21 protein-coding genes are annotated in these 26,175 nt (G+C 67.7%); 10 read left to right on the forward strand and 11 right to left on the reverse strand.

Translation table 11 applies throughout. The features are described from left to right. Positions 1 to 68: 68 nt before the first annotated feature. From FBZ87_RS05440 to FBZ87_RS29105, 3 genes are all read left to right on the forward strand, one after another. Positions 69 to 1,094: an alpha/beta fold hydrolase gene (locus FBZ87_RS05440; protein ID WP_186454591.1), complete on the forward strand. Its 1,026-nt coding sequence runs from the start codon at positions 69 to 71 to the stop codon at positions 1,092 to 1,094. Further along, positions 1,091 to 1,339, forward strand: coding sequence for a DUF6265 family protein (locus FBZ87_RS30190; RefSeq protein WP_422394465.1), 249 nt, complete (start codon positions 1,091 to 1,093; stop codon positions 1,337 to 1,339). The genes FBZ87_RS05440 and FBZ87_RS30190 overlap by 4 nt, the downstream gene beginning before the upstream one ends. 62 nt (positions 1,340 to 1,401) lie before the next feature. Continuing rightward, a complete protein-coding gene (locus tag FBZ87_RS29105; protein WP_186454592.1) occupies positions 1,402 to 1,542 on the forward strand; it encodes a hypothetical protein in 141 nt (46 codons plus the stop codon). 152 nt (positions 1,543 to 1,694) lie between these two features. Here the strand turns inward: FBZ87_RS29105 and FBZ87_RS05445 are convergent, their stop codons facing one another. The 3 genes from FBZ87_RS05445 to FBZ87_RS05455 form a co-directional block, all read right to left on the reverse strand. Then, the gene (locus FBZ87_RS05445; protein WP_186454593.1) at positions 1,695 to 2,471 is read right to left on the reverse strand and encodes an SDR family NAD(P)-dependent oxidoreductase; all 777 of its coding nucleotides are present in this window, start codon (positions 2,469 to 2,471) and stop codon (positions 1,695 to 1,697) included. A gap of 11 nt (positions 2,472 to 2,482) precedes the next feature. After that, positions 2,483 to 3,319: a nucleoside triphosphate pyrophosphohydrolase gene (gene mazG / locus FBZ87_RS05450; RefSeq protein ID WP_145609336.1), complete on the reverse strand. Its 837-nt coding sequence runs from the start codon at positions 3,317 to 3,319 to the stop codon at positions 2,483 to 2,485. Positions 3,320 to 3,412: 93 nt separating this feature from the next. Then, positions 3,413 to 4,252: an isopenicillin N synthase family dioxygenase gene (locus FBZ87_RS05455; RefSeq protein WP_145609337.1), complete on the reverse strand. Its 840-nt coding sequence runs from the start codon at positions 4,250 to 4,252 to the stop codon at positions 3,413 to 3,415. Between the two features lie 257 nt (positions 4,253 to 4,509). Between FBZ87_RS05455 and FBZ87_RS29110 the strand changes: the two genes are divergently transcribed. After that, positions 4,510 to 5,067: a hypothetical protein gene (locus tag FBZ87_RS29110; RefSeq protein WP_186454594.1), complete on the forward strand. Its 558-nt coding sequence runs from the start codon at positions 4,510 to 4,512 to the stop codon at positions 5,065 to 5,067. Positions 5,068 to 5,070: 3 nt separating this feature from the next. On the opposite strand, the gene FBZ87_RS05465 is transcribed toward FBZ87_RS29110, so the two are convergent. Continuing rightward, positions 5,071 to 5,418: a TfoX/Sxy family protein gene (locus FBZ87_RS05465; RefSeq protein WP_145609338.1), complete on the reverse strand. Its 348-nt coding sequence runs from the start codon at positions 5,416 to 5,418 to the stop codon at positions 5,071 to 5,073. A 100-nt stretch (positions 5,419 to 5,518) separates the two neighbouring features. On the opposite strand from FBZ87_RS05465, the gene FBZ87_RS05470 reads away from it, so the two are divergent. The 3 genes from FBZ87_RS05470 (at position 5,519) to FBZ87_RS05480 (ending at position 8,694) form a co-directional block, all read left to right on the forward strand. Continuing rightward, the gene (locus tag FBZ87_RS05470) at positions 5,519 to 5,956 is read left to right on the forward strand and encodes an EamA family transporter (RefSeq protein WP_145609339.1); all 438 of its coding nucleotides are present in this window, start codon (positions 5,519 to 5,521) and stop codon (positions 5,954 to 5,956) included. 79 nt (positions 5,957 to 6,035) lie between these two features. Continuing rightward, entirely contained in the window at positions 6,036 to 7,313 is a 1,278-nt protein-coding gene (locus FBZ87_RS05475; protein ID WP_145609340.1) for a hypothetical protein, read from the forward strand. A 118-nt stretch (positions 7,314 to 7,431) separates the two neighbouring features. Beyond that, complete coding sequence (locus FBZ87_RS05480) at positions 7,432 to 8,694, forward strand: hypothetical protein (protein WP_145609341.1); 1,263 nt, start codon at positions 7,432 to 7,434, stop codon at positions 8,692 to 8,694. Between the two features lie 53 nt (positions 8,695 to 8,747). Here FBZ87_RS05480 and FBZ87_RS05485 read toward each other — a convergent pair whose 3' ends face one another. The 7 genes from FBZ87_RS05485 to FBZ87_RS05515 all read right to left on the reverse strand — a co-directional run bounded on the left by FBZ87_RS05485 (position 8,748) and on the right by FBZ87_RS05515 (position 22,304). Further along, the gene (locus tag FBZ87_RS05485) at positions 8,748 to 9,329 is read right to left on the reverse strand and encodes a YdeI/OmpD-associated family protein (RefSeq protein ID WP_145609342.1); all 582 of its coding nucleotides are present in this window, start codon (positions 9,327 to 9,329) and stop codon (positions 8,748 to 8,750) included. A gap of 45 nt (positions 9,330 to 9,374) precedes the next feature. Then, positions 9,375 to 10,352 carry a transglutaminase family protein gene (locus FBZ87_RS05490; protein ID WP_145609343.1) on the reverse strand — a complete coding sequence of 326 codons (978 nt, stop codon included), beginning with the start codon at positions 10,350 to 10,352 and terminating at the stop codon, positions 9,375 to 9,377. Next, a complete protein-coding gene (locus FBZ87_RS05495) occupies positions 10,330 to 12,888 on the reverse strand; it encodes a circularly permuted type 2 ATP-grasp protein (RefSeq protein ID WP_246134248.1) in 2,559 nt (852 codons plus the stop codon). The genes FBZ87_RS05490 and FBZ87_RS05495 overlap by 23 nt, the downstream gene beginning before the upstream one ends. Then, entirely contained in the window at positions 12,881 to 16,198 is a 3,318-nt protein-coding gene (locus FBZ87_RS05500; protein WP_145609344.1) for a transglutaminase family protein, read from the reverse strand. The genes FBZ87_RS05495 and FBZ87_RS05500 overlap by 8 nt, the downstream gene beginning before the upstream one ends. Positions 16,199 to 16,373: 175 nt before the next feature. Beyond that, positions 16,374 to 18,278 (reverse strand): tetratricopeptide repeat protein, encoded by a 1,905-nt coding sequence (locus tag FBZ87_RS05505; protein WP_145609345.1) that lies wholly within the window; start codon positions 18,276 to 18,278, stop codon positions 16,374 to 16,376. 170 nt (positions 18,279 to 18,448) lie between these two features. Next, positions 18,449 to 21,445, reverse strand: a complete 2,997-nt coding sequence (locus FBZ87_RS05510) for a TonB-dependent receptor domain-containing protein (protein ID WP_246134249.1) — start codon at positions 21,443 to 21,445, stop codon at positions 18,449 to 18,451. Positions 21,446 to 21,851: 406 nt separating this feature from the next. Beyond that, entirely contained in the window at positions 21,852 to 22,304 is a 453-nt protein-coding gene (locus FBZ87_RS05515) for an Lrp/AsnC family transcriptional regulator (protein WP_211106850.1), read from the reverse strand. Positions 22,305 to 22,407: 103 nt separating this feature from the next. Between FBZ87_RS05515 and FBZ87_RS05520 the strand changes: the two genes are divergently transcribed. The 3 genes from FBZ87_RS05520 to FBZ87_RS05530 are packed head-to-tail and all read left to right on the forward strand — an operon-like array spanning position 22,408 to position 26,119. After that, a complete protein-coding gene (locus tag FBZ87_RS05520; protein WP_040849010.1) occupies positions 22,408 to 23,520 on the forward strand; it encodes a saccharopine dehydrogenase family protein in 1,113 nt (370 codons plus the stop codon). Positions 23,521 to 23,564: 44 nt separating this feature from the next. Next, complete coding sequence (gene amaB, locus FBZ87_RS05525) at positions 23,565 to 25,088, forward strand: L-piperidine-6-carboxylate dehydrogenase (RefSeq protein WP_211106851.1); 1,524 nt, start codon at positions 23,565 to 23,567, stop codon at positions 25,086 to 25,088. 14 nt (positions 25,089 to 25,102) lie between these two features. Beyond that, a complete protein-coding gene (locus tag FBZ87_RS05530; RefSeq protein WP_145609349.1) occupies positions 25,103 to 26,119 on the forward strand; it encodes a 2-oxoadipate dioxygenase/decarboxylase family protein in 1,017 nt (338 codons plus the stop codon). Positions 26,120 to 26,175 lie beyond the last annotated feature (56 nt).

A 26,175-nucleotide genomic window follows, 5' to 3' on the forward strand; every position in this document is an offset into this window, starting at 1 on the left:
GCCCAGGCTTTACATGCGGCGTCTGGGCAGTTCTCGCTTTGATGCCCTGCAACGCTTCAGGAGGAAGCATGAAAGCTATTGTTGGCGCCGCCATAGGACTGGGTCTCGCTGGCCTTACGGTCAATGCGCGCGCGCAAGTCATCAAGGATGTACCGGTGGTCGAGGCGATGGCCGACTATGTCGCGCCCGAGGGCCTGGTTCCTGTCGACGGCGCGCGGCGTGTCCATCTCCGGTGCCTAGGACAGGGCTCGCCCACCGTGGTGTTCACGGCGGGCCTGGGCGGGTGGTCGGCCACCTGGGCCAAGGTGCAGCCCGAGGTCGCCAAGGTGACGCGCGCCTGCGCCTGGGATCGTGCGGGCTTCGGGCTCAGCGACGCCGACGCCAAGGCACCGCAGACCGTCGGCCAGACCACCGACGATCTTGAGCGCGCCTTGAAGGTCGCGGATGTGAAGGGGCCGTTTGTGCTGGTTGGCCATTCAGCCGGAGCGCACGAGGTCCTGACCTTTACCGATCGTCATCCGCGCGATGTCGTCGGGATCGTCCTGGTCGATCCGGTGCGGCCTCACGATCTCGCGCGTGAAGCCGGCGTCGGCCCCAAGGCCGCCGCCGCGGATCGGGCCTATCTCGCCGGCGAGGCTCAGCGACTGCGCGATTGCGCGAGCGGCGTGGAGAGCGGACGCGTCAAGACCGGCGCGCCGGCGCCGCCGTGCTTTATCTATTTCCCGGAAATTCCGGAAAAGGCGCAGTCGGTTCTGGCCCGTCTCGATGCCGATCCCGCACGGCTACGCACCCAAGCTTCGGCTTTCGAGGAGTATGAGCCCAATGGAGAACGCGTCGTGAAGAATGACAGGACCTATGGCGATCTGCCCCTGATCGTGGTCAGCGCGGGTGAACCAGGCCTGTGGGCCCCGGAAGCCAAGGAGGAATATCCGGCGCTGCAGGCGGACTGGACTGACAGCCACAAGGCGCTTGCTGCGCTTTCCCGGCGTGGAGAGCGGCGCGTGGCCGACGGTTCGGGACATCTGGTCCAGCTGAACCAGCCCCAGGCTGTTATCGACGCGGTTCTCGACGTTGTTCGCGCGGTGTCGAAGTGAGGGCGCCCCTCATCGCCGCGGTCGCCGCGTTGCTAGCTTCGCCCGCGCTTGCGCAGGACACTGATCCGCTGGCCTGGTTCAATGGCCGCTGGTGCACGGAGGCGGGTAAGCCGGAGCAGACCTGTGAAGTCTGGGGACCCGCGCTTGGCGGGGTCAAGGTCGGGACCTCGCAGACCGTTCATGATGGCAAAAGCCGCACGATCGAACTTGTCACGATCGCGGTGGACGGGCCCAAAGCCAGGTGAACGTTTTCGTGAATGGCCGCGCACCGGTCCCATTTACCGAGACTGCCCGCGAACCCTCGGGCATGACGTTCGAAAACCCCGCGAACAGCTATCCTCAGCGCATCCACTATTGGCGCGTCGGCGACGTCATCCATGTCGAGATCATGAAGATCGATGGCAGCGCGCTCGATCAATGGAGCTATCGCCTTCAGCAAGACCGCTAGGCTGCCGCTCCAGCACTGGAACAGCGGTATGAGATTTTTCTCATACCGCTGTAGGACGCGACCGCGTCCGCCGGACCTTTCCGCAGAACGTGGTGCAGCGGAAAGGAATGAGGCCCTGCCCGCGGAAGCGGGCGCCCGGCGCTTGAGGAAACTTATTTCTTGAACCGGTGGACAGCCAGGCCGGCGGGCGCCTGCACCGTGGGCATGATTTCCACGCGGTTGACGTTGAAGTGCGGGGGCAGGGTGGCGGCCCAGGTCACCGACTCCGCCACGTCTTCCGCCGTCAGCGGCGTGGTGTCGGCATAGACCTTGGCGGCCTTCTCGGCGTCGCCCTTGAAGCGCACCAGGCTGAAGCTGGTCTCCACCATGCCCGGCTCCACCGAGGTGACGCGCACGCCGGTGCCCAGCAGGTCCGCCCGCAGGCTGAGGCTGAACTGGGTGACGAAGGCCTTGGAGGCGCAATAGACATGGCCGCCGGGGTAGGGGTAGCTGCCGGCGGTGGAACTGAGGTTGATGATATGGCCGCGCCCCCGCTCCACCATGCCGGGCAGGATCAGGCCGGTCATGATCGCCAACGCCTTGTCGTTGGTGTCGACCATGATCTCCCAGTCGTCCAGGTTGGCCTTCTGCGCGGGTTCCATCCCCAGGGCCAGGCCGGCGTTGTTGATCAGCAGGTCGATGGCGGCGAAGTCCGCCGGAATGCTGGCCACCGCCGCCTCCATGGCCCTGCGGTCGCGTACGTCGAAGGCCAGGGTGTGCGTGGGCACGTCCAGGCTGTCGGCCAGCGCCTTAAGCTTCTCCGTATTGCGGCCGGTCAGGATGAGCCGGCTGCCCAGGGCCGCGAAGCGGCGGGCGAAGGCGGTGCCGAAGTCACCGGTGGCACCTGAGATCAGGACGATGCCGGGGATGTGGGGCGGGGCGTAACTCATCGACTGCCTCCTTATGTGCTTTGGCGTTCCAGGCCCTTGGCCTTCTGCCACAGGGCTTCCATCTCTTCCAAGGTTGCGTCACCGGGCCCCCGGCCACCCTCGGCCAGCCAAGCCTCGATCTGGCGGAAGCGCCGCTCGAACTTGGCATTGGTGCCGCGCAGCGCTGTTTCCGGGTCGACGTCGATATGGCGGGCCAGGTTGGCCAGCGCGAACACGAGGTCGCCGAGCTCATCCTGCATGCGGGCCTGTTCGGGGGCGGCATGCTCCATCTCCGCCCGCAGCTCGCCGATCTCTTCCTCGATCTTGTCCAGGATTTCTTTGGCCTGGGTCCAGTCGAAACCCACGCGGGCGGCGCGTTTCTGCAGCTTCACCGCCCGGGTCAGGGCCGGCAGGCCGCCGATGACGCCGTCGAGGGCGGAGGCCTTGGCGCCGCTGGCGGCGGCCTTGGCCGCGCGCTCCCCCGCCTTCTGGGCTTCCCAATTCTTCACCTGGTCGGTGGCGTCGGCCACGGCGCCGACCTCTTCACCGAACACATGGGGGTGGCGGCGCACCATCTTGTCGCTCAGCGCCGTGGTGATGTCGTTGAAATCCCACAGGCCCCGCTCGCTCGCCATCTGCGCGTAGAACACCACCTGGAACAGCAGGTCGCCCAATTCCTCCTTCAGCGCCGCCATGTCGCCCTGCTCGATGGCGTCGGCCACCTCATACGCCTCCTCGATGGTGTGCGGGGCGATGGTGGGGAAGTCCTGTTCCAGGTCCCAGGGACAGCCGCCGTCGGGATCGCGCAGCTTGGCCATGATGGCCAGCAGGCGGTCGATGGGGGCGGTCGCGGACGGGCGGTCGGTCATGGGCTGGTCCCGGAAAGGCGAAAGGGGAGCCGGATGGCCCCCCTTCCTACACCGAACCATGCGCCCGAGGCCACCGGCCCGGCGGCATGGGCATCACTTCTTGAGGCCGATCTCGCGCAGCCGCTGGTCCAGGTACTCACCCGCGGTGTAGGCGTCGCTGAGGCGCACGTCCGGCCGGGGGTGCAGGAACATGGGCATGGAATAGCGCGAGACGTTGTGCTCCGGCGGCGGGTTCACCACGCGGTGGGTGGTCGCCGGGAAGTAGCCGCCGGACGCCTCCTTCAGCATGTCGCCGCCGTTGACGGCGATCATGCCGGCGTCGCAGGGCACGTCGTACCAGTTGCCGGCGGTATCCTTGGCCTGCAGGCCCGGCTCGCTGCCCGTGACCAGCAGGGTGATGAGGTTGATGTCCTCATGCGCCGCGGCGCGCACGGCGCCCGGCTCGAAGCCATCCGCCAGGGGCGGGTAGTGCAGCACGCGGAACAGGCTCTGCGTGCTGCCCACCATCATGTCCGGCAAGGCGACGGAGAAGCGGGCCTTCACCGCGTCCGGCGTGTGCTGCTGCAGCCAGCCCAACAGGTCGGCGCCCAACTGGGTCAGGGCGGCGTACATGGCCTCGGTCGCTTCCTTCACGCCCGCCGGCAGGGGCCGGTTGGGATAGACGTGATAGAATTCCTTCAGGTCCTTGATGGGGCTGTCCTTGGCGTTTTCCGAGCGGAAGGGAAAATAGCCGTCCTGCGTCTCGGGCGAGAACAGGTGGTCCACCTTGGACTCCGACGCGAAGAACGCCGCCCATTCCTTGTACAGGCGGTCGATCAGCGCCGGATCGATGGGGTGGTTGCGCAGCACGGCGAAGCCGGTCTCGTGCATGGAACGCACGAACTCGGCCGGGGCCGTGGACTCGGTGCAATCAACACTGGCGATATCGAACATGGGTGTTCCCTGATGGCGCCCGTCCGCCTCCAATGCTCCGCGAGACAGCGGGGAGGTTTGCGGACGCCGTTACATCCGCCCCCGGGCCGCGGGCCAGGGACTGTTTTAAGGATCAAGGCCGGCCGCGGGCAGCCATGTCGAATTTCGGCGACTATCAGCAGGCTGGCGGCCCGACGTCAACCACCCAGATGTTGGAGAGTGTTTCCGTTTTTTGCAGGGGTATGGTGAAGTTGCGGTGCCCTATCCGGAGGTCCCTCATGCGTCTGTTTCCGGCCGCCGCGCTGATGCTGGCCTCCACCGCCGCCCTGGCGCAGCAGAACCCGCCCAGCCCCAACCCGCCCACCCCCAACCCGCCCACCTTGGCGCCCGCCCTGGCGCCGCTGGGCTTTCTGCTGGGCGACTGGAGCGGCGGGGGCAAGACGGCGGATGGCGGCACGGCGCGCGGCACCTCCACCATCCGGGCTGTTGCCGGCGGCGGTGGGCTGCTCCGCCAGGACCACACCGACCTGATGGGCAAGGATGGCAAGCCGGTGCCGGGCGCCGGTTTCGACCAGATCATGCTGATCTATCCGCAGGACGGCACCCTGCATGCCGATTATCTGGATGGCCAGCACACCATCCACTACACCAGCGCCCAGGTGACGGCCGGGGAAAGCGTGACCTTCCTGGCGGACGCCACGCCCGCCACACCGGGCTTCCGCCTGGGCTATACCAGGCGGGACGCGGGCACCCTGCACGTGAAGTTCGAGATGCTGCCCCTCGGCGCCCCCGGCTATATGATTGTGGCCGAGGGCGACGTGACGCGGCGCAAATAAGCCTCAGGCCGTCTTCTTCCGGGCCGGTGCCTTGGCCGCCTGCGCCGCCGCCTTGTGCACCCAGTCGCGCAAGGTCGGTGCATCGGCCAGCAGGCCGTCGGGCACCACGACGTAGGTCTTGCTGACCGGCTGGTCCGGCCCATACTGCAGCGGCTTGGCGCCCGGCAGGGCCAGCAGCGCCGTTTGGTCCGCCCCCGACAGCTTCAGCGCCAGCCCGACGTCGGAGAGCGAGGCGATGGGCTTGCCCCCGGCATAGGCCAGGATGCCACCGAACATGGGTTTGTAGGTCAGTTCCAGGTCCGGCGCCGCCGCTGCCATGACGGCCTGAAGTTTCTTTGGGTCGTGTGCCATAAGGGTCCCTGCCGTTAGGTTTGTAACGGGGAATTTAGCATCCCGGGCGTGACAGGTGCTGGCAGGATGGTCGCCCCATTCCGGCGAAGGTGATCCTGTCATGAACTCCCCCCAACTGACCTGGCAATTCTGGGCCGTGCTGTCGGCCTTGTTCGCGGCGCTGACCGCCATCCTGGCCAAGGTGGGGGTGGAGGGGGTGAATTCCGACTTCGCCACCCTGGTTCGCACGGCGGTGATCCTGCTGGTCATCGTCGCCTTGCTGCCCATCACCGGGCAGTGGCAGCCGCCGGGCAGCGTGTCCGCCCGCAGCTATCTGTTCCTGGTGCTGTCCGGTCTCGCCACCGGCGGATCCTGGCTCTGTTATTTCCGGGCGCTGAAGCTGGGCGAGGCAGCGCGGGTCGCTCCCATCGACAAGATGAGCGTGGTGCTGGTGGCGCTGTTCGGCGTGCTGTTCCTGGGCGAAAGGCTCAGCCTGCCCAATTGGCTGGGCGTGGCCTTCATCGCCCTGGGCGCCGTGCTGGTGGCCTGGCGCGGCTGAGATGGATAAGGGTTTCTTAACGGTTTCCACACCATTCTATGGCGACAAAAATAAAGAATTTTCAACGGGGGGGTGTTTTGTGGATGGCTTGGAACTGGAACCGTCGAGCGAACAGTTTCTACAGGCCGCGCCCAAGCTGCGCGCCATTTTCCGCGCGCAGAACCAAGCCTGTGCCGGCAGCCTGCACATGGTCGGGCTGGACAGCCTGCGCGAGCGGTTGGGGAACCGCTGGCCACGAGTGGCGGACCGCGTGCACATGTTGGCGGAGCGCCTGCTGGGGCAATTGCTGACGCCCAAGGATACCTGGTTCCGCCATGGGGAGGAGGGCTACATCGTCGTCTTCGCCCAGCTGGGCCAGCGCGAGGCCGGCTTGGTGTGTGGCAAGGTGGTGGAGCAATTGCAGCGCCTGCTGCTGGGGGATGTTGATACCGCCGCTGTGCGCGTCCATTCCGCCGTTCATCAGGTGGGCCGCGAATTGGTGTTCCAAAGCAACAGCCTGAGCGAAATGCTGGTGGGCGCCGCGGCGCAGGCGGCGCAGTCCACGGCGGACGCGACGGCGGTGGAAACCGGCAAGGCCAGCGCTTGGTGGACCCATGCCGCCTTGCAGGAACAGCCGGCGCAGGTGGTCTATCGGCCCATCTGGGATGTGCGCAAGGAGGCGCTGTCGATCTACATGGCGCGCATCATGCGGCCGCGCCGTGGGCGGCAGCCCTTATGGGGATATGACTGCATCAACGATTCCCGGGACATGCAGCAGATACTGGCGCTGGATCTTGAGGTGCTGCGGCAGACCATGGACGTGTACGGGGAGCTGTATGCGAACCAGTTCCGCTGCTTCCTCTCGGTGCCGGTTCATTTCGAAACGCTAGCCAGCGTGGGACGGCGGCGGGAATATCTGGCCGCCCTTCAGGGCATTCACCGGGAGCTGCTTGCCTTCCTCGCCTTCCACCTGGTCGGCCTCCCCCAGGGCATTCCATCCAGCCGCGCGGCCGAGATGGTCGGTGTCCTGAAACAGTTCAGCCGGGTGGTGACGGCCGTGGTGGAGAGCGGCTCCCAGGATTTGCCGGCCTTGGCGGCGGCGGGCGTCCACATCGCCATCATCCTGCTGCCGCCCGGTGCCTCGCCCAAGCATTGGGGAACCGAACTCAAGCGCTTCTCGCAGGAGGCCACCCGCCTGCGCCTGCGCGCAGGCGTCGAGGGGGTGGATACCGCCATCATGGCCTCTTATGCCGATGAGGCCGGCTTTCAATACATGGCCGGCGATTTTATCGGCCCCTGGTCCGAAGTTCCGGAAAACGCCCTGCGGTTCACCCGCACCGACCTGAAGGCCCGCATGGACGCGAGCCGGGGACCGTGATGCTGACACGATCAATTTTTGGTTGCCTGGCCGCAGCTGATGCTGGCGGCAACCCCTTCTTAACCACCCGGCCGGCAATCTGAAGCCCTAGGGATGGGGAGTTTTGGGATTGCCGGTCATGGATGGTTTGGTTCAGCGGGAACAGACAGGACAGTTCACGGAGGCGGCGCCCAAGCTGCGTGCCATTTTCCAGGCCCAGACTCAGGCCGCCGCCGGCAGCCTGCACATGGTGGGGCTGGACAGTCTGCGCGCGCGGCTGGGGAACCGCTGGCCGCGGGTGGCGGACCGGGTGCACATGCTGGCGGAACGCCTGTTGCGGCAGCTGTTGAATCCCAGGGACGCCTGGTTCCGTCATGGGGAGGAGGGCTATATCGTCGTCTTCCACCAGTTGGGCCGGACGGAAGCGGGCCTGGTCTGCGCCAAGGTGGTGGAGCAGCTGCAACGCCTGTTGCTGGGCGATGTCGACACCGCCGCCGTGCGCGTCCATTCCGCCGTGCATGAGATGGATGGGGAACTGCTGTTCCAGAGCAGCAGCCTGCATGAAATGCTGGCGGGCGCCGCCTCGCTGGCGGGGGCCGCGGTCGCGGCGGAGACCAGCGCCGACAAGGCCAATCCCTGGTGGGCCCACGCCGCCCCGCAGGAAGAGCCGCTGCAGGTCGTCTACCGCCCCATCTGGGACGTGCGCAAGGAGGTGCTGTCCATTTACCTCGCCCGGGCCATGCGGCCCCGCCGGGGGCGTCTGCCGCTCTGGGGCTACGACTGTGCCGCCGACCCGCAGGACATGCAGCAGATCCTGGGCCTGGACCTGGATGTGCTGCGCCAGACGATGGAGGTCTACGGCGAACTGTATCGCAACCAGTTCCGCTGTTTCCTGTCCGTGCCCGTGCATTTCGAGACGCTGGCCGGCATAGCCCGGCGGCGCGAATACCTGGCGGCCTTGCAGGCCATTCCCAAGGAACTGGTGGCGTTCCTGGCCTTCCATGTCGTGGGCTTCCCCCAAGGGGTGCCGGTCAGCCGGGCGACCGAGATGGTGGCGTTCCTGAAACAGTTCAGCCGGGTGGTCATCGCCGTGGTGGAAAGCGGCTGCCAGGACCTGCCGGCCTTGGCGGCGGCCGGCGTCTACATCGTCACCATGCTGCTGCCGCCCGGCGCCTCGCCCAAGCGCTGGGGACCGGAGCTGTCACGCTTCTCGCACGAGGCGTTGCGCCTGCGCGTGCATGCAGGCGTGGAGGGCGTGGACACCAGCCTGATGGCCTCCTACGCCGACGGCGCCGGCTTTCACTATATGGCCGGTGACTTCATCGGCCCGTGGTCGGAGGTGCCGGAAAACGCGCTGCGCTTCACCCACGCCGACCTGCGCGCCCGCATCGTCGCGGACTGATTTCGATTGTCGCGTGCTTCACGGTTCAGGTGATGCCACCTGAACCGACCACGCTAGTCGTCCAGTCCCTTGCCGGCCAGGATCTGGGGCGCGCATTTCTCGATGCGCGCCAACCGGGTCTTGGCCTGCTTGGCGGAGGAGAGGTGCAGCAGGTAGCCCCGCTGCCGGCCGGGCGTCAGGGCGTCGAACGCCGCCTTCAGCGCGGGATCGCTGTCCAGCCGGCTTTGGAATTCCTCGGGCACGGCGAATTCCCTGGTCGGCTTGAAGTCCACCTTCAGGCCCGCCTTTTCCACGGCGATGGCTTCCAGGATGTAGGCCTTCAGCGTTGGCGCCAACTGGGCGATCTCACCGCTGTTGGTGAAGCGGATCTGGCGGCCGGCCTGCACATTCTCCGTCTGCTGGATCAGGATGCCGTTTGGGTCCGTCATGAGCGCGCCCTTGAAGAACAGCAGGGCGCAATACTCCTTGAAGCCGTGGATCAGGACGATGTTGGCGCCGTCTGAGGTGTAGCAGGGGTGCCCCCACTTGAAGTCCTCCACCAGCGGGCAATCCAGCGCGATGGCCCGCAGCTTGGCGACTTCCTCGCGCCATTTGCCGGCCTTCTCCACATAGGCGTCGACCTTGGGATGGGTCATGCGGTCCTCCCGACCGATTATCTTTGATTATCTTTATTGTACGGGTCAGAGCGTCTGTGACTGGCTTTGGCCCTGGCCATCCTGGATTTGCGCCTGCCGCACGGCGGGCGGTTCATCCCCCATCTCTTCGACGTCCACGCTGACATACAGGGCGTGGGTGTCGCCGCCCAATATGACGCCGCGCAGGGGGCAGACATCGTCATAGTCGCGGCCATAGGCCAAGGTGATGTGGTTGCGGTCGATCAGCGTGTCGTTGGTGGGGTCCATGTCGATCCAGCCGGCGTCGGGCCCGCACCATATCTGCACCCAGGCGTGACTGGCGTCGGCCCCTTGCAGGCGCGGCTGGCCGGGTGGCGGCAGGGTGCGCAGATAGCCGCTGACGTAGCGGGCGGGCAGGCCCAGGGCGCGCAGGGCGCCGATCATGACATGGGCGAAGTCCTGGCAGACTCCGCGCTTGAGCGCCAGCGCCTCCAGCACGGGCGTGGTCACGCTGGTGGCAGCGGCATCGAAGGCGAAGCCATCGTGAATGCGGCGGGCCAGGTCTCGGGCGCCGGCGCCGACCGGCCTGCCGGCCGGGAAGCTGTCGGCGGCGAAGGCGGCCAGATCCGGGCTGGGTTGGGGCAGGCGGGGGGAGGCCTCGATGAACTCCGCCACCGCCAGCCGGCGGGGCGCCTCGGCCGCGATCGCCTCCCACGCCGGTGTCGCTTCCAAGTCCGGGACCGGCCGCGGCGACAGGATGACGTCCAGTTCCACCGTCATGGACAGGTCCAGGTGGGGCGTGTCGATGGCGACATAGCTGGTGGGGTTGCCCAGCCAATCCAGGCGGTCCGCCACCACGGCGGGCTCGGGCTCCACCGTCAGCGCCACCACCCGCGCCCGCTGGCCGGCCACGTCGCGCGGCCCCAGGTGGGCGATCAACTGGGAGGAGACGACCTGCACCGTGTAGCTGTAACGCGTGGTGTGGCGGCAGCGGTAGCGGACGGGCGCTGGGCGGGGCTGGTCAGGCGGCACGGGCGCGGACATGGCTGAAATAGGCTTGTGACAACAGATTGGACATGTCGGGCAGCGCCCAGCCCAGTTGGAACAGGGTGGCGCTCAACAGCCCCATGTCCCGGGTCAGCGCCAGATCCTGCACGCGATAGCTGGCCTGCGCCACCAGGTCCGCCAGGCGCATCAGCGGATCCGCGCCGCCGGCGGCGCCGAAGGCGGGCAGGGAGGGCAGGCGGGAAACCTGGCGGCGGATGGTCTCCAGCTGGAACAGCAGGGAATGCGGGTGTTCCGGATCGGTCAGCAGCAAGCTCAGCGCCGCCTCGCGCTGCACCCCCACCGGGAAGCGCTCACGGTAGGCGGGTCCGGCCTCCGCCAGTTCCAGCAGCACCTCCTGCGTGGCGGCGTCCGGCCGCTCATGGGCGATGCCGCTGGCCTGCAGCCGCTCCACCGCGTCGATGGCGCGCTCCAGCCGGCGGCCCAGCACCAGGAAGCGCCAGCCAGCGCCACGGGGCATGCTGTCCAGCTCCAGCCCCGTCTGCGCCGCCAGCACCTGGCTGAAGTCGCCCAGCAGCACGGCCAGCGCCGCGCGGTCCGCCTTGGCCAGGCGGGTGCCCAGCACGTCCAGGCGGCCCAGGATCTGGCGGCTGTCCAGGGGCAAGCGATCGCGCACGCTGCCCATGGCGCGGCGCAGCCGGCCGGTGGTGGCCACCAGACTGCCCGGGTTGGCGGGATCGACCGCGATTTCCAGCGCCTGGCGCATGCCGCGCACGGCGTCGCTGTCGGGCAGCTGCGCGATTTCCTGCGGGATCAGGGTGGCGCGGCCCATCAGGCGCAACAGGGGCGAAAGTTCCTCCCGCGCGGCCGGCCGGCTGTCGTCGGACAGGCGCAGGGTGGCACCGCGCAGCAGGCGCACGGCCGACGCCGCGCGCTCGGCGTATCGGCCCACCCAGAACAGATGGTCGGCTGCGCGGCTGGGAAGGTTGCCCGGCACGGGGCTGGGCTCGCGCGCGCCGTCGGGCGCGCTGATCAGGCGGCGGATCGTGCCCGGCGGTTCCGCCCCGACGATCCAGAGATCCTTGGAGCCGGCGCCCTCCTGCAGCGACACGGCGGCATGGCGCGCGTCGGCGCTGATGCGCACCAGGCCGCCCGGCATGACCGTCCAGCCGCCGTCGCCGCTGGCACAGAGGAAGGCGCGCACGACCAGGGGCCGCGGCTCCACCCGGCCGTCCCGCCACAGCGGCGCGGTGGAGGGCGCGACCGGCAGCTGGCCCGCCCAGTCCTGCGGCCGCGCGCGGATGCGCGCGGCCAGGTCCCCGCGCGCGGCCTCATCCAGGTCCGGCCCATTGGCGACGTGGCCGGGCAGGCTGGAGAAGGCCGGCCGCATCACCATGCGGTTCAGCTGCGCCAGCAGCGCCTCTCGCTGTTCCGTATCCCCGCCCCAATACGTCGGCACGTTGGGCAGCAGCAGATCCTCGCCCAGCAGGCGCCGGCTCAGCGCCGGCATATGGGACAGCAATGCCATGCTTTCCGCCATGCCGGACCCAAGGGCGTTGACCACGGCGACGGATCCGGCGCGCACCGCCTGCAGCAGGCCGGGGACGCCCAGCGCGCTGTCCACGCGCAATTCCAGCGGGTCGCAGAAGGCGTCGTCCACGCGGTGCAGGATGACGTCCACCCGTTCCAGGCCCGCCAGGGTCTTCAGGTAGACGGCCTGGTCGCGCACCACCATGTCCGCCCCCTCCGCCAGGGTCATGCGCAGATGGCGGGCGAGGTAGGCGTGCTCGAAATAGGCCTCGTTGAAGGGGCCGGGTGTCAGCAGCACGGCGCGGGGATGGCCATCCACCCCGGAATGCTGGGGCGCGGCGCGGGCGACGGCCGCGCGCAGGGCCTCGAAGAAGGGCGACAGCCGCTCCACATTGCAGGCGCGGAACGGGTCGGCCAGGGTCTGGCTCAGCACCGCCCGGTTCTCCAGGGCATAGCCCACGCCGGTGGGCGCCTCCGTCCGGCAGGTCAGCACCCGCCACTGGCCGTCGCCGTCGCGCACCAGGTCGGCGGCGAACAGCACAAGGCGCCGGCCGCCCGGCACCTCCATGCCCTGACAGGCGCGCAGGTAGCCAGGATCGGCATAGAGCAGGCTGGGAGGGATGGCGCCGTCGGACAGCAGGGTCTGGGGACCGTAAAAGTCCTCCAGCACCTTTTCGACTAGCGTGGCCCGTTGCACCAGCCCGGCGCTGATCGCCTGCCATTCCCGGGCCGAGAGCAGCAGGGGCACGGGATCCAGCGGCCAAGGCCGTTCCGTCCCCTGCGGATCACGGTAGGAGTTGAAGGTGACGCCGTTCAGGAACAGGCGCTGGCGCGCCGCCGCCCACCGCGCCGCCATCTGCTCCGGGGTGAACGGGCCATGGGCGGCGAAGAACTGCTGCCAGTGCGCGCGCAACTGCCCCGTGCCGGTCACCATCTCGTCAAAGATGGGACCGGTTCCATAACCGAGGTCGCCGGCGTCGCTGAACAGCGAAGGCTGCTCGGGCGGCTGTTGGGAAACGGGCTCCGCCAAATCCTGTTCAGCCAAGTCTCAGGTCTAGGGTCATGGGATAGTCCGGGTTCCGTGTTTCCGGCGGGATGGCCATGGGCCCCGGCGTATGCCCGAAGGGATGGAAGCGCGCCAGCCGGCGCCCCTCCGCTTCGTTGGCATTGACCGGGAAGGTGGTGAAGTTGCGCCCTCCTGGATGGGCGACGTGATAGGTGCAGCCGCCGACGGACCGTTCCGTCCACAGATCCAAAATATCGAAGACCAGGGGCGTATGCACGGGGATAGTCGGGTGCAGGCATCCGGGCGGCTGCCAGGCGCGATACCGGACGGCCGCCACATATTCGCCCTCCGTGCCCGTGGGGTGCAGGGGCAGGCGGCGGCCGTTGCAGGTGACGGCGTAGCGGTCGCCCACCATGCCCGTCATGCGGACTTGGATGCGTTCCAGGCTGCTGTCGACATAGCGCACGGTGCCGCCGCCGCCCGGCTCCTCGCCCAGCACGTGCCAGGGCTCCAGCGCCGTGCGCAGTTCCAGGGTCAGGCTGCGCTGGCTGACGCTGCCGATCTTGGGGAAGCGGAAGTTCAGGTGCGGGGCGAACCAAGACTCCTCGAAGGCGTAGCCGGCCTCGCGCAGCTCCGCCACCACGTCCTGGATGTCCTGGGTCACGAACTGCGGCAGCAGGAAGCGGTCGTGCAGCTTGGTGCCCCAGCGCACCAGGCCGGCGCGATAGGGCTCCCGCCAGAACCAGGCGATCAGGGTGCGCAACAGCAATTGCTGCACCAGGCTCATCTGCGCGTGCGGCGGCATCTCGAAGCTGCGCAGTTCCACCAGGCCCAACCGGCCGGTGGAGCTGTCGGGGCTGTACAGCTTGTCGATGCAGAATTCGGAGCGGTGGGTGTTGCCCTGCACGTCCACCAGCAGGTGGCGCAGCGCCCGGTCCACCAGCCAGGGCGGCGGGTTGGGGCCGGCGCGATCCAGCTCCTTGAAGGCGATCTCCAGTTCATACAGGCTTTCGTGCCGCGCCTCGTCCACCCGGGGGTGCTGGCTGGTGGGGCCGATGAACATGGTGCTGAACAGGTAGGACAGACTGGGGTGGTTCTGGAAATAGGCCAGCAGAGAGCGCAGCACGTCCGGCCGGCGCAGGAAGGGGCTGTCCGCCGCCGTCGGGCCGCCCACCACCACATGGTTGCCCCCGCCGGTGCCGACGTGGCGGCCGTCCAGCGCGAACTTCTCCGTGCCCAGGCGGGTCTGGCGCGCGTCCTCATACAGGGTGGTGGTGGTGTAGACCAGATCCTGCCAGTTGGACGAGGGGTGGATGTTCACCTCGATGACGCCCGGATCCGGTGTCACGGCCATGCTGTTCAGGCGCGGGTCGCGGGGCGGGGGATAGCCCTCCAGGACGACGGCCAGGTCCAGGTCGACGCAGGTGGCCTCGATCTGGGTGACCAGCTCGATCCAGTCCTCCAGATAGCTGGTGGGCGGCAGGAAGATGTAGAGGCGGCCGTCGCGCGGCTGAACGCACAGGGCGGTGCGAACCAGCCACCAAGCGCTGGTGCCTTTTTCCGGCACCTGGTCGCGCACATCGGCCATGGCGCGCTGGCTCAAGGGTTCCGTCTGGCCCTTGCGGAGCACCATCTGCCGTTCCAGGTCCTCGCGCGAGGGCAGGTCCGGCCGGCTGTCGAAGGGATCCTGCTCGTAGGAATAGACGCGGTCGATGGTGTCGACCCAGGGCAGGGAACCCAGGGGCAGGCGATAGCCGATGGGGCTGTCGCCCGGGGCCAGCAACAGCCGATCGCTGCGCGTGGTCCAGGCGCTGGACAGCCAGACGGGGCCGCTGGCCTCATGCCGGCGGCTGATGGGCAGGGCGTAGCCGACGGCGGTGCCCAGGCCGGTGTCGAACACCTTGGCCAGGCGCGCCCGCTCCTCCGCGTTTTCCAGCTTGCTGTCGAACGGGTCGACGTTTACCGGCAGCTCGCGTTCCTTGCGGATGTAGTGCCAGGGATCTTCGAAGGCGCCCCGCGCGTAGTCGGGATTGATGCCCAGCCGTTCCGCCAGGCGGCGGATGAACCGCTCGGACTCGGCCAGGCCATAGCCATAGTGCCGGCGCTCATCGGCCAGGTATTCGGCATGGGTCCACAGGGCGTCGCCGTCGCGCCGCCAGAACAGCTGCAGCGCCCAGCGCGGCAGGCTTTCCCCGGGATACCACTTGCCCTGGCCGAAATGCAGCAGGCCGCCCTGGGCGTAGCGCGCCTGCAGGCGGCGGATGAGGTCGCCGGACAGCAGGCGCTTGGTGGGGCCCAGCGCGGCCGTGTTCCACTCCGCCCCCTCCATGTCGTCGATGGAGATGAAGGTGGGCTCGCCGCCCATGGTCAGGCGGATGTCGCCGTCCACGATCTCGCGGTCCACCTGCTGGCCCAGCCGGTCGATGGCGCCCCACTGGTCGGGGGTGTAGGGCTTGGTGGTGCGCGGCTGCTCCCGGATGCGGGTGACCGACATCTCGTGCTCGAACGTCACCTCGCACATGTCCAGGCCGCCGGTGACCGGGGCGGCGGAGAAGGGGTCGGGCGTGCAGGCCAGCGGGATGTGGCCCTCGCCCGCGAACAGGCCGGAGGTGGGGTCCAGCCCGATCCAGCCGGCGCCGGGCAGGTAGACCTCGGTCCAGGCGTGCAGGTCGGTGAAGTCCGCCGTGGGGCCGTCCGGCCCCTCCAGCGGCTTCTGGTCGGCCACCAGCTGCACCAGGTAGCCGGAGGCGAAGCGGGCGGCCAGGCCCAGGTTGCGCAGGATCTGCACCAGCAGCCAGGCGGTATCGCGGCAGGAACCGGTGCCCAGCTGCAGCGTTTCCTCCGGCGTCTGCACACCGGGCTCCAGGCGGATGACATAGCCGATGCGCTGCTGCAGCTTCAGGTTCAGATCGGCCAGGAAGGCGACGGTGCCCGTGGGCGTGAGGTCGACATCGGCCAGCAGTGCCTTGACCAGGGGGCCGGGCTCGTCAGCCTCCAGGAAGGGCTTGAGGTCCTTGGCCAGCCACGGCTCATAGGTGAAGGGGAATTTCTCCGCCGCCGGCTCCAGGAAAAAGTCGAAGGGGTTGATGACCGCCATGTCGGCCACCAGGTCCACCTCCAGCGTGAATTCCTCCGTCTTGTCGGGGAAGACCAGGCGTGCCAGCCAGTTGGACTGCGGGTCCTGCTGCCAGTTCAGGAAGTGCTGCTTGGGCGTGACCTTCAGCGAATACGACAGGATGGGCGTGCGGCAATGCGGCGCCGGCCGCAGGCGCACCAGTTGTGCCCCCAGATTGATGAGCCGGTCGTAGCGGTAGCTGGTCTTGTGATTGATGGCGACGTGGATGCTCATGACTTCCCCTGTTCGCGGAAGCGATGGCGACCCATAGCCCCCGGTGCCCTGACCCGGTCACGGTACCATCAATGCCCGCAAGCGTTAAAGTGCATTGCAGCATGTTTTTTGGGCAGCGCAAAAAATAGGCAACGCGCCGCCCCCAATAGCGCCGCCTACAGACCACCCCCGCCGGTCAGGCCCGGCCGCCGATGTCGAACGCGACGGTCGTGCGGGTCTGCGCGCTGTGGAAGGGGATGGTGCCGTGCCACATGTAGCTGGGGAACAGCACCAGCAGGCCGGGGCGCGGCTGGATGGCCCGTTCCCACGGCAGGGTGGCGCCGGTGCCCTGGGCGAAGGCGCCGAAGGTAATCCAGCCCTGCTTGCCCTCGGCATCCTTCACCACGTCGGGCATGTCCACGTAATAGCAGCCGCTGATCCAGCCCTCGGGATGGATGTGGTTGGTGTGATAGCCCTGGTCGCGCAGGCGGGCGGACCATGATCCGGCCCACACCAGGGACTGGCCCTTGCGCCGCAGGAAGGGGTGGCCGGCATCGTCCGGCAAGGCCGCGATATAGCGGTGAGTGGCGGCCAGGATGCTGTCGCGCAGCGCCTGGATGACAGGCGCCGCGCCCACGCGCGTGAACAAATTCTCCCGCGTCTGCGTGCCGTTGCGCAGCGTCTGCTCGATGGGTTCGTGCGTGGCCACGTGCTGGGCGTCCAGCGCCGCCATCAGATCCGCGTGGAAGGCCGTCAGGTCGGCATAGCCTGCCGGCGGCGCGAGGTCGATGGACTGGATGAACCGGTCGTAATCATAGAGGCCGCGCGGATCCGGCTGGCCCAGCAGGCGATAGGCCGTTGCCTGGAAGGCGGCGGCGAACTGGCTGTCCCGCGCCACAGCGTCCAGGCGCCGGGCGGCCTCCAGCGCCTCGGCCGGCCGGTTCAGGCGCAGGGCGGACTCGGCCACCCGATGCAGCAGCAACTGGTCGTCCGGCGCGGTGGCCAGGCCCTGGCGGGCGGCGTCCAGCGCTTCCTCCACCCGCTGCTGGGCCAGCAGCAGGGTGGTGCGCAGGCGGGGAAGGGCGGGGGCGTCGGGCTCCAGGGCGGCGACGGCGGCGATATTGGCCTCCGCCTCCTCATGCCGGCCGAACAGGATGTAGGCCTCCGCCGCCATCTTCAGCAGTTCAGGGTCGTTGGGCTTGCGTTCCTTGGCCCATTCATAGGAGTTCAGCAACTGGGTGTGCTGGCCTGTTTCCCACAGCGCCTGGTTCAGGGCGCTTTGCGCGGCGTAGTTGGCGGGATCCAGCACCACCACCTTCTTGAAGCAGACGATGGCGTCGTCCATCTGGCCTAGGGCCAGGAAGGTGTTGCCCAGGTTCAGCCAGATCTGCCAGCGGTCCGGGGCCCGCTCGACCGCGCGCTTCAGGTAGGGCGCGGCTTCCTCGAACCGCTGCTGGCGGCGCAGCGCCGTGCCCAGGCTGTTGTTCAGGTAGAAGTCGTTGGGCAACCGGGTCAGGCCGGCGCGCAGCACCTCTTCCGCGTGCGGCGGCTCACCCAGCTGCAGGTAGGCCTCGGCCATGCCCACGCGCGCCGGGACGAAGTCGGGCTGCAGTTGCAAGGCGCGGCGGTAGAGCGGCAGGGCCGTTTCCAGCAGCGAGCGGGCATTGCCCGCTTCCGTCCCGGCAAGCGCGGCCAGGCATTCGGCGCGGTTGGTGTAGGCCTCGACATAGTCAGCCTTGTACAGGATGGCCTTTTCGTAGAAGGGCAGCGCCTCGGCCGGGCGGCCGGTGTCCTTCAGCAGGTTGCCCAGGTTGTAGTTCACATGCGGCTGGCGGCTGTTCACGACCAGCGAGCGGCGCAGCAGCTGTTCCGCCTGGTCCAGCTTGCCGTTGCGCTTGGCGATCAGGCCCATGAGCTGCAGCGCGTCCGGTTCCGAGGCGTCCACCGCCAGCACCTGCAGCAGGATCTGTTCCGCCTCGTGCAGCTGGCCCCGCGTCTGGAAGGTCAGGGCCTGCTGAATCAGCGTCTGGATGCGCTGTCGCTGGGGCGCCGGAACGGACGGGGTGACGGGGATGGAGAAGGGGGACTGGCCGGTGGTCATGAGGCGTGCGCCGATGCGTCGTGAACGGGAGTGAGAAACGGCGGGCCCCTGGGGTAGGGACCCGCCGCGTGTCGAGATTATACGATAAGCCGCTCCGGGAGTCGGCGATTAGAAATCGGCGGTGATGCTCCCACGCCGATCAGAAATCGGCGGTGATGCCCCCACGCCGATCAGAAATCGGCGGTGATGCCCAGGAAGAACGTCCGCCCCAGCGTGTCGTAGATGCCGGGGTAGGTGTTGCCGTTGCCGTAACTGCCCAGCACGCTGACATAGTCGTCGTTGGCGGACTGGATGGGCGGGTCCTTGTCGAACAGGTTGTTGATGCCGAACCGCAGCGTGTAGTGGTCCATCAGGTTGATGGTCCCGGCGAGGTCGAAGTAATTGTAGGCGGCGATCTTGCCGTCGATGTTGTTGTAGATGCCGGAACCGGAGTTCAGGCTGGGATCGGTGCTGTTGTTGTCCAGGCTGGTGCCGCCGATGTAGCGCCAGTTGACCGACAGGTCGGCATTCCACGGCGTGTTCCAGGTGACGCGGAACTGGTGGCGCCAGTGGGGCGTGGGCTGGCCGCAGGTGCTGCCGTACAGGCCGGCGCAGTCGTACTTGGCCTCATGCAGCAGCGGCTGGTAGCGGTTGAACTGCGTCCAGGAACCGATGAACTTCAGGGTCACACCGCCCAGGTCCTTGATCCCCAGATCCTCCAGGTCCTGACGGTAGGTGCCGGAGACGTCGACGCCCGCCTGCTGGCGATAGCCGGCGTTGATGTCGGTGGTGATGAAATAGCCGTCACTGGAATTCAGGCTGCCCGAGGCGCCGCGGTGGATCAGGTCGCAGTAATAGGAGTTACCGGTGTTCAGGCATTGCGACATGATCTGCGAGGTCGGCACCGTGCCGATCAGATCCTGGATCTTGATGTTGTAGTAATCGACCGTGGCCGCGAAGTTGGGCATGAAGGTCGGCGTGAAGACGAAGCCGGCGGTATAGGTGTCGGCCGTTTCCGGCTTCAGCGCCTTGTTGCCGCCGCTTAGCGTGTTGCAGCCGTCGACGGAGGTGCATTCGGAGATGTTGCCGTACTGCGCGGCCGTGACGCCGGTGCGGCCGCATTGGGCCAGCGAGGCCGACGGGTTGGAGCCGGAGCAGGGGTCCAGCGCGCCGCCGATGCCCGAGGTGTTGGTCTGGAACAGCTCGATGATGTTGGGCGCGCGGACGGCGTGGTTGTAGCCGCCGCGCAGGGCCACGTCGCTGATGGGGGCATAGTTCAGGCTGGCCTTGTAGGTGTTGGCCTTGCCCGCCAGGTTGTAGTCCGACCAGCGGTAGCCGGCGTCGATGGACAGATCCTTGATGAAGGGCTGGTCCGACACCAGCGGCAGGCGCAATTCGCCGAAGATGTCCTTCACCTCGGTGGCGCCCACGGCCGGCTGGGTGGTGCCGGCGCCGGAGCCCGACAGGTCGCCGGACAGCACGTTCTCGCTGTATTTCAGGTCGATGGCGTCGCGGCGCCACTCGCTGCCCAGGGCGACGGCCACGGCATCCTTGGCGAAGGGGCTTTTCACGCCCCAGGCACCGAAGTCGCCGGAGACGGTGCCGCTGACGATGTCCTGGGTGGTGCTGCCTTCCTTGAAGCTGGTGGTGTAGACGTAGTTGTAGGCGGCGCTGCTGATCTTCCCCAGCTGGAAGATGTTGATGGGCACGCAGGCCGTGTCCGTGCCGCTGATGACGGATTCGCAGGTGGCGACGCCGTTGACGTTCTTCGCCAGCAGCGCGTTCTGCAGCTTGGCAATGGAAACGTCGTTCTGATAGGTCTCGTTGTAGATCACCGCCGAATGCTGGGCGTAAACGTCGTAGGACCAGCCGCCGCCCAGATCGCCCCTGGTGCCGATGACATAGCGGTAGTCGGTGTGCCGCAGGTCATCGTAGCGGGGCGCGTTGTTGTCGGTGAAGCGATAGGCGACATAGCCTTTCCAGGTGGCGGTGGCGCTGCCGGCGTTGGCGCCGCACAGGGTCGTTGCCTCGGATGCCGACATCAGCGGGTTGTCGCAGTTGATGGAATAGGTGGTGCCGCTGAAGAAGCCCGACGGCGCGATCTGCGCCTTGGTGTGGTCGGACATGAACATGAAGTCGGTGTAGACGTCGAACGCCGGGCTGATCTCATAGTGCGCGAAGGCACCGCCGGTGTACCGCTCATCCTGGCGCTGGATGTAGTTGTAGGGGCCGTAGTTGAAGGCCAGCGCGCTGTTGTATTTCACGAAGGACGCGGAGCCGTCCGGGTTCAGCGAATAGCCGGTGCCCGAGCCGTTGGTGCGTAGGCGGGCATAGGCGCTGTTGGACGAGCCCGAGCAATAGCGCTGGTTGTCCTGGGTGGCGAGCGCGTCCTCATTGCTGCTGGTGGTGGCCATGGTGCACGCCGACCAGTCGCGGGTGGCCTGCGTCACCGGTTCGGTCCAGCGATAAGTGGCGTAGGCGGTGACGTTGCCCTTGTTGTTGGGTGAGTTGACGCCCATGACGAAGGAGCTGTCGCGGACGAAGCCGTCGAAGCGGTCGCCCGGGACCGTGACCGGGTACTTGGAACTCTTCAGGACCTTCTGGGCATCATCGTTCTCGTTGCTGTGCTGGGCGGCGGAGAACTGGTAGTCGACCTTCACCCCTTCGAAGTCGCGCTTCATCTTGAAATTCACCACACCGGCCACGGCGTCCGAGCCATAGACGGCCGAGGCGCCGCCGGTGACCACGTCCACGCTTTCCACCAGCGCGCCGGGAATGAAATTGACGTCCGCATATGGATAGGTCGGGTCGCCCAGAGGCATGCGGCGCCCGTCGATCAGCACCAGGGTGCGTGCTTCGCCCAGGTTGCGCAGGTTGATGGTGGCGGTGCCGGTGGCGCCGTTGGACTGGGCGTTGGTCTGGGCCGCGGTGATGCCGGGCAGGTTGTTCAGCATCGTTTCGACGTTGGTCGTGCCCTGGAGCTTCATCTCGATGCTGTCGACCGTCGTCAGTGGACTGTCGCTGGTCAGGTTCGCGGCCTGTTTGATGCGTGAGCCCGTGACGACGATTTCCTGCATGTCGGTGCTGGCGCTGGCCGACTGTTGCGCCGCAGCATCCGTCGCCACCGCCAAGGCGCCGACAAGCATGGTCGAGGACAGCAGCAATGCGCGCCGCCCGAATTTTGGCATGCCCATGGATTTCCCCGCTGTTCTGGAGATTGTTGATATTGCTGGCCCCAACCAGACAAATCTCTTCTGAAACCGTGTCCCCTTGTGATCGGGGCCAACGGGGAAAGGCTATTTTGGATAATTTATGCTCGTCAATGCTGCGTCGCAAAATTGACGATTTCAGCAACCGGTTTCACTCCGGAGTGTAACTGCTGTGTAACAGTCGTGCGCATTCCTGAAATGAATCAGAAACATAATTACCGGCAGTTTTGCTTAGATCGAACGGAATAGACAAAAGCAGTACCGACTCGCGCCACTTTTCGAACGGTCTAGGCCCTTGCGGGTAATCTTCGAAAAACAGGGCGGGGCCGCCCGCGAGGGCCGCGGGGCGACTCAGGGAGCCCCGCAGGCGGCTGCGGGACTGGGGTCAGCGGGCCAGGCGCTGAGACAGGATGATGGAGGAGTTGGTGCGCTCCACCCCCTCCACCGCGCCGATGTCGTCGATCACCCTATTCATCTCGGCGATGGATTCGGTGGAGACGACGGCGATCATGTCGAAAGGGCCGCTGACGGCGTAGAGCTGGCGCACCTGGGGCATGGCCTTCAGCCGGGTTTCCACCTGGCGCGCCGCCTTGGGCAACAGGGTGATGGCGACATGGCCCTGGATGCGGCGTGCCAGGTAATCCTCATCCAGGCGGATGGTGAAGGCTGTGATGACGCCGCGTGATACCAGGCGTTCCAGCCGGGCCTGCACCGTGGTGCGGGACACGCCTAGGCGCTTGGCCAGCGTCACGGTGGGCAGCCGGCTGTCCCCCTCCAGCAGGCGCAGCAGGGCGATATCCAGGTCGTCAGGTTGAAAACTGTCGGTCTGACTGATCATTCTGCCCACCATTTTCCGTCAGATTGGTCGCATTGACTGTTCATTCCGTCAAGGGTTTGCCCGACAGTCGTTCCAACAGGGAACTTTGAACGGGAGAGCACACATGCGTCGCATCGTCGTCGTCGGGGCGGGCAAGATCGGGTCCATCATCGCGGAGAACCTGGCGGGGTCGGGCGATTTCCTGGTGACGGTGCTGGACCGGTCGGCCAAGGCGCTCGAAGGCGTCTCCAAACGCCTGCCCATCGAACGGCGCGAGGTCGACATCAGCGACGTGGCCGCCCTTACCGAGGCGCTGACCGGGGCCTACGCCGTGCTGAGCGCCGCCCCTTATCACCTGACCATCAAGGTGGCGGAGGCCGCGGCCATCGCCCGATGCCATTACCTGGACCTGACGGAGGACGTGGCCACCACCCGCCGGGTGAAGGAACTGGCGGCCAACGCCCCCAACGCCTTCATCCCCCAGTGCGGCCTGGCGCCCGGCTTCATCTCCATCGTCGCCGGCAGCCTGGCCAAGAAGTTCGACACGCTGGAGGCCGTGCGCCTGCGCGTGGGCGCCCTGCCGCGCTACGCCAGCAATTCGCTGGGCTATAACCTGACCTGGAGCACCGACGGCGTCATCAACGAGTATTGCGAGCCCTGCGAGGCCATCGTGGAGGGCGCGCTGCGCGAGGTACCGGCGCTGGAGGAGCGGGAGGAGTTCTGGCTGGATGGCGTGCCATATGAGGCGTTCAACACCTCCGGCGGCCTGGGCAGCCTGGCGGAGGTGCTGAAGGGCCGGGTGCGCACCCTGAACTACAAGACCATCCGCTATCCCGGCCACTGCCAGCTGATGAAGACCCTGCTGAACGATCTGCGCTTGCGCGACCGGCGCGACCTGTTCAAGACGGTGCTGGAGGGGGCCTTGCCCGCCACCATGCAGGACGTGGTGGTCATCTTCGTCACCGTCAGCGGCATGCTGGACGGCCAGCTGACCCAGGAAAGCTATTCCAGCCGCGTCTTCGGCGACTATGCCCATGGCCGGCAGCGCACCGCCATCCAGACGACCACCGCCGCCGGCATCTGCGCCGTGCTGGACATGCTGGCCGACGGTCGCCTGCCGTCGCACGGCTTCATCCGCCAGGAAGACATCGCCCTGGATGATTTCCTGGCCAATCGCTTCGGCCGCGCCTATCAGGGGGCGAACCCGGTGGACCAGGTGGTGGCGCGCGTCGCCTGATCGGGCCAACCGTTTAAGCAAGAAGCAGCATGAGGGAAGAAGCGATGACGGCAGTGGGCGAAACCCGGCGTGATATTCTGGCGGTGCTGGACCGGCTGGGCGTGGACCGGGCCGTGCTGGCGGGCGGCGACATCGTGGCGCGCAGCCCCATCGATGGCGGCGAAGCGGGGCGGGTGACGGCCCTGTCGGCCGCCGATGTCGATGCGCTGGTGCGCAAGGCGCATGCGGCGCACCTGGCCTGGCGCGTGGTGCCGGCCCCCCGCCGGGGTGAACTGGTGCGCCTGCTGGGCGAGGAACTGCGCGCGGTACGCACCGAACTGGGCCTGCTGGTGACGCTGGAGGCCGGCAAGATCCTGTCCGAAGGCCTGGGCGAAGTGCAGGAGATGATCGACATCTGCGACTTCGCGGTCGGCCTGTCCCGCCAGCTGTACGGCCTGACCATCGCCACGGAGCGGCCGGGCCATCGGCTGATGGAAACCTGGCATCCGCTGGGTGTCTGCGGCGTCATCAGCGCCTTCAACTTCCCCGTGGCGGTCTGGTCGTGGAACGCCGCCCTGGCCCTGGTCTGCGGCAACAGCGTCATCTGGAAGCCGTCGGAAAAGACGCCCCTGACCGCCATCGCCGTGCAGGCGGCCTTCGACCGCGCCGCCGCCAAGTTCGGCTCCGCTCCGGACGGCTTGTCCATCCTGGCACAGGGGCATGCCGACGTGGGCCAGGCCCTGGTGGACCATCCGCTGGTGCCGCTGGTCTCGGCCACCGGCTCCACCCGCATGGGCCGGGCCGTGGCGCCCCGCCTGGCGGCACGCTTCGCCCGCGCCATCCTGGAACTGGGCGGCAACAACGCCGCCATCGTGGCGCCGTCGGCCGACCTGGAACTGGCGGTGCGCGGCATCGCCTTCGCCGCGATGGGCACGGCCGGCCAGCGCTGCACCACCCTGCGCCGCCTGATCGTGCATGAGGCCGTGGCCGACCGCTTGCTGGACCGGCTGGCGGCCGCCTACCGCAGCGTCAAGGTGGGCGACCCGCGCGAGGCCGGCACCCTGGTGGGCCCGCTGATCGACAAGGCATCCTACGAGGGCATGGTCCAGGCACTGGCCGCCGCCAAGGCCGCCGGCGGCACCGTCATCGGCGGCGACCGCGTGGATGTGGGCTCGGGCGACGCCTATTACGTGCGCCCGGCGCTGGTGGTCATGCCGGACCAGGCCGGCCCCATGCTGGAAGAAACCTTCGCCCCCATTCTCTACGTCGTCCGCTACCGCGACCTGGACCAGGCCATTGCGCTGCAGAACGGCGTGCCGCAGGGGCTGGCCTCCAGCATCTTCACCACCGACATGCGCGAGGCCGAGACCTTCATGAGCCCGGCCGGTTCCGACTGCGGCATCGCCAACGTCAACCTGGGCCCGTCGGGCGCCGAGATCGGCGGCGCCTTCGGTGGCGAGAAGGAGACGGGCGGCGGGCGCGAGGCCGGGTCGGACAGCTGGAAGGCCTATATGCGGCGGGCCACCAACACCATCAATTACTCGAGATCACTGCCGCTTGCCCAGGGCGTGCAGTTCGACATCGGTTGAGGAGGGACCGTCCCATGAAGACGCCCACCGTCCAGAAGATCGCCCAGGGGCTGGTCGGCTCGGAGGAGGCCGGCCGGCTGATGGAGATGCTGGCCCTGCATCCCGATTTCCTGGCCGACCATGGCGACGCGGTGCCGCGCGCCGCGCTGGCCCAGGCCCTGACCATGCTGCTGTTCCGGGGCCTGCTGCGCGAGGTGCCGGAGGGGGCCCGCTATGTGCGGGAGCAGGGCGGGCGCATGGTGTTCGACCACGGCGCCCTGCGCACGGTGAACGCCCCCGGCCTGGGGGCGCTGCCGCCCGGCCACGCCGCCTTCGCCCGGGTGCTGGAGCCGCTGGGCTATCACGTCGGCGGGACCTACCCGCTGGAGCGGCTGCGCATGATGGGCTACGCCTACACCCACCGCGACTATCCCGACGACATCGCCCAGTTCTTCGTCAGTGAAATCTTTCCCGACCGCTTCTCACCCGAGGTGCAGGCAGCGGCGCAGCAGGTGTTCCAGGTAAAGGTGGACCCCTTGGCCGCCGAGGCCAAGGGCCTGCTGGACCGCCTGGCCGCCGGCGGCACGCTGAGCCTGGACGAGGCGACCGGCCTGGTGGGCGAGCTGGCGCGCCTGTTCGACCGGCACCACCCGGTGCCCACCCTGGCGCAATACGAGACGCTGCTGGCGGAATCGGCGGAGCTTGCCTGGATTGCCACCGAGGGCAATCGCTTCAACCACGCCACCGACCGGGTGCCGGATGTGGAGGCGCTGGCGGAGGAGCTGAAGGCCCGCGGTTATGAGATGAAGCCCAAGGTGGAGGTATCGCGCGACGGCACGGTCCGCCAGACGGCGCTGCGGGCGGCCATGGTGGAACGGCCGTTCGTCGACGCCCGGGGCGACACGGTCAGCCGCGTGGTGCCGGGATCGTTCTATGAGTTCATTTCGCGCGACCTCATCGACACCGAAGCAGGCCGCCGGCTGGACCTGCGATTCGACAGCGGCAATGCCCAGGGCATCTTCAAGATGACGGCGGCGGCCTCTGCCTGCTGACCATTTGTGACGGTACGCGCGCCCGGTCCCATCCTTATGAACAGGGTGGGGCGGGG

Source organism: Nitrospirillum amazonense (assembly GCF_007828035.1).
Lineage (GTDB): Bacteria > Pseudomonadota > Alphaproteobacteria > Azospirillales > Azospirillaceae > Nitrospirillum > Nitrospirillum amazonense.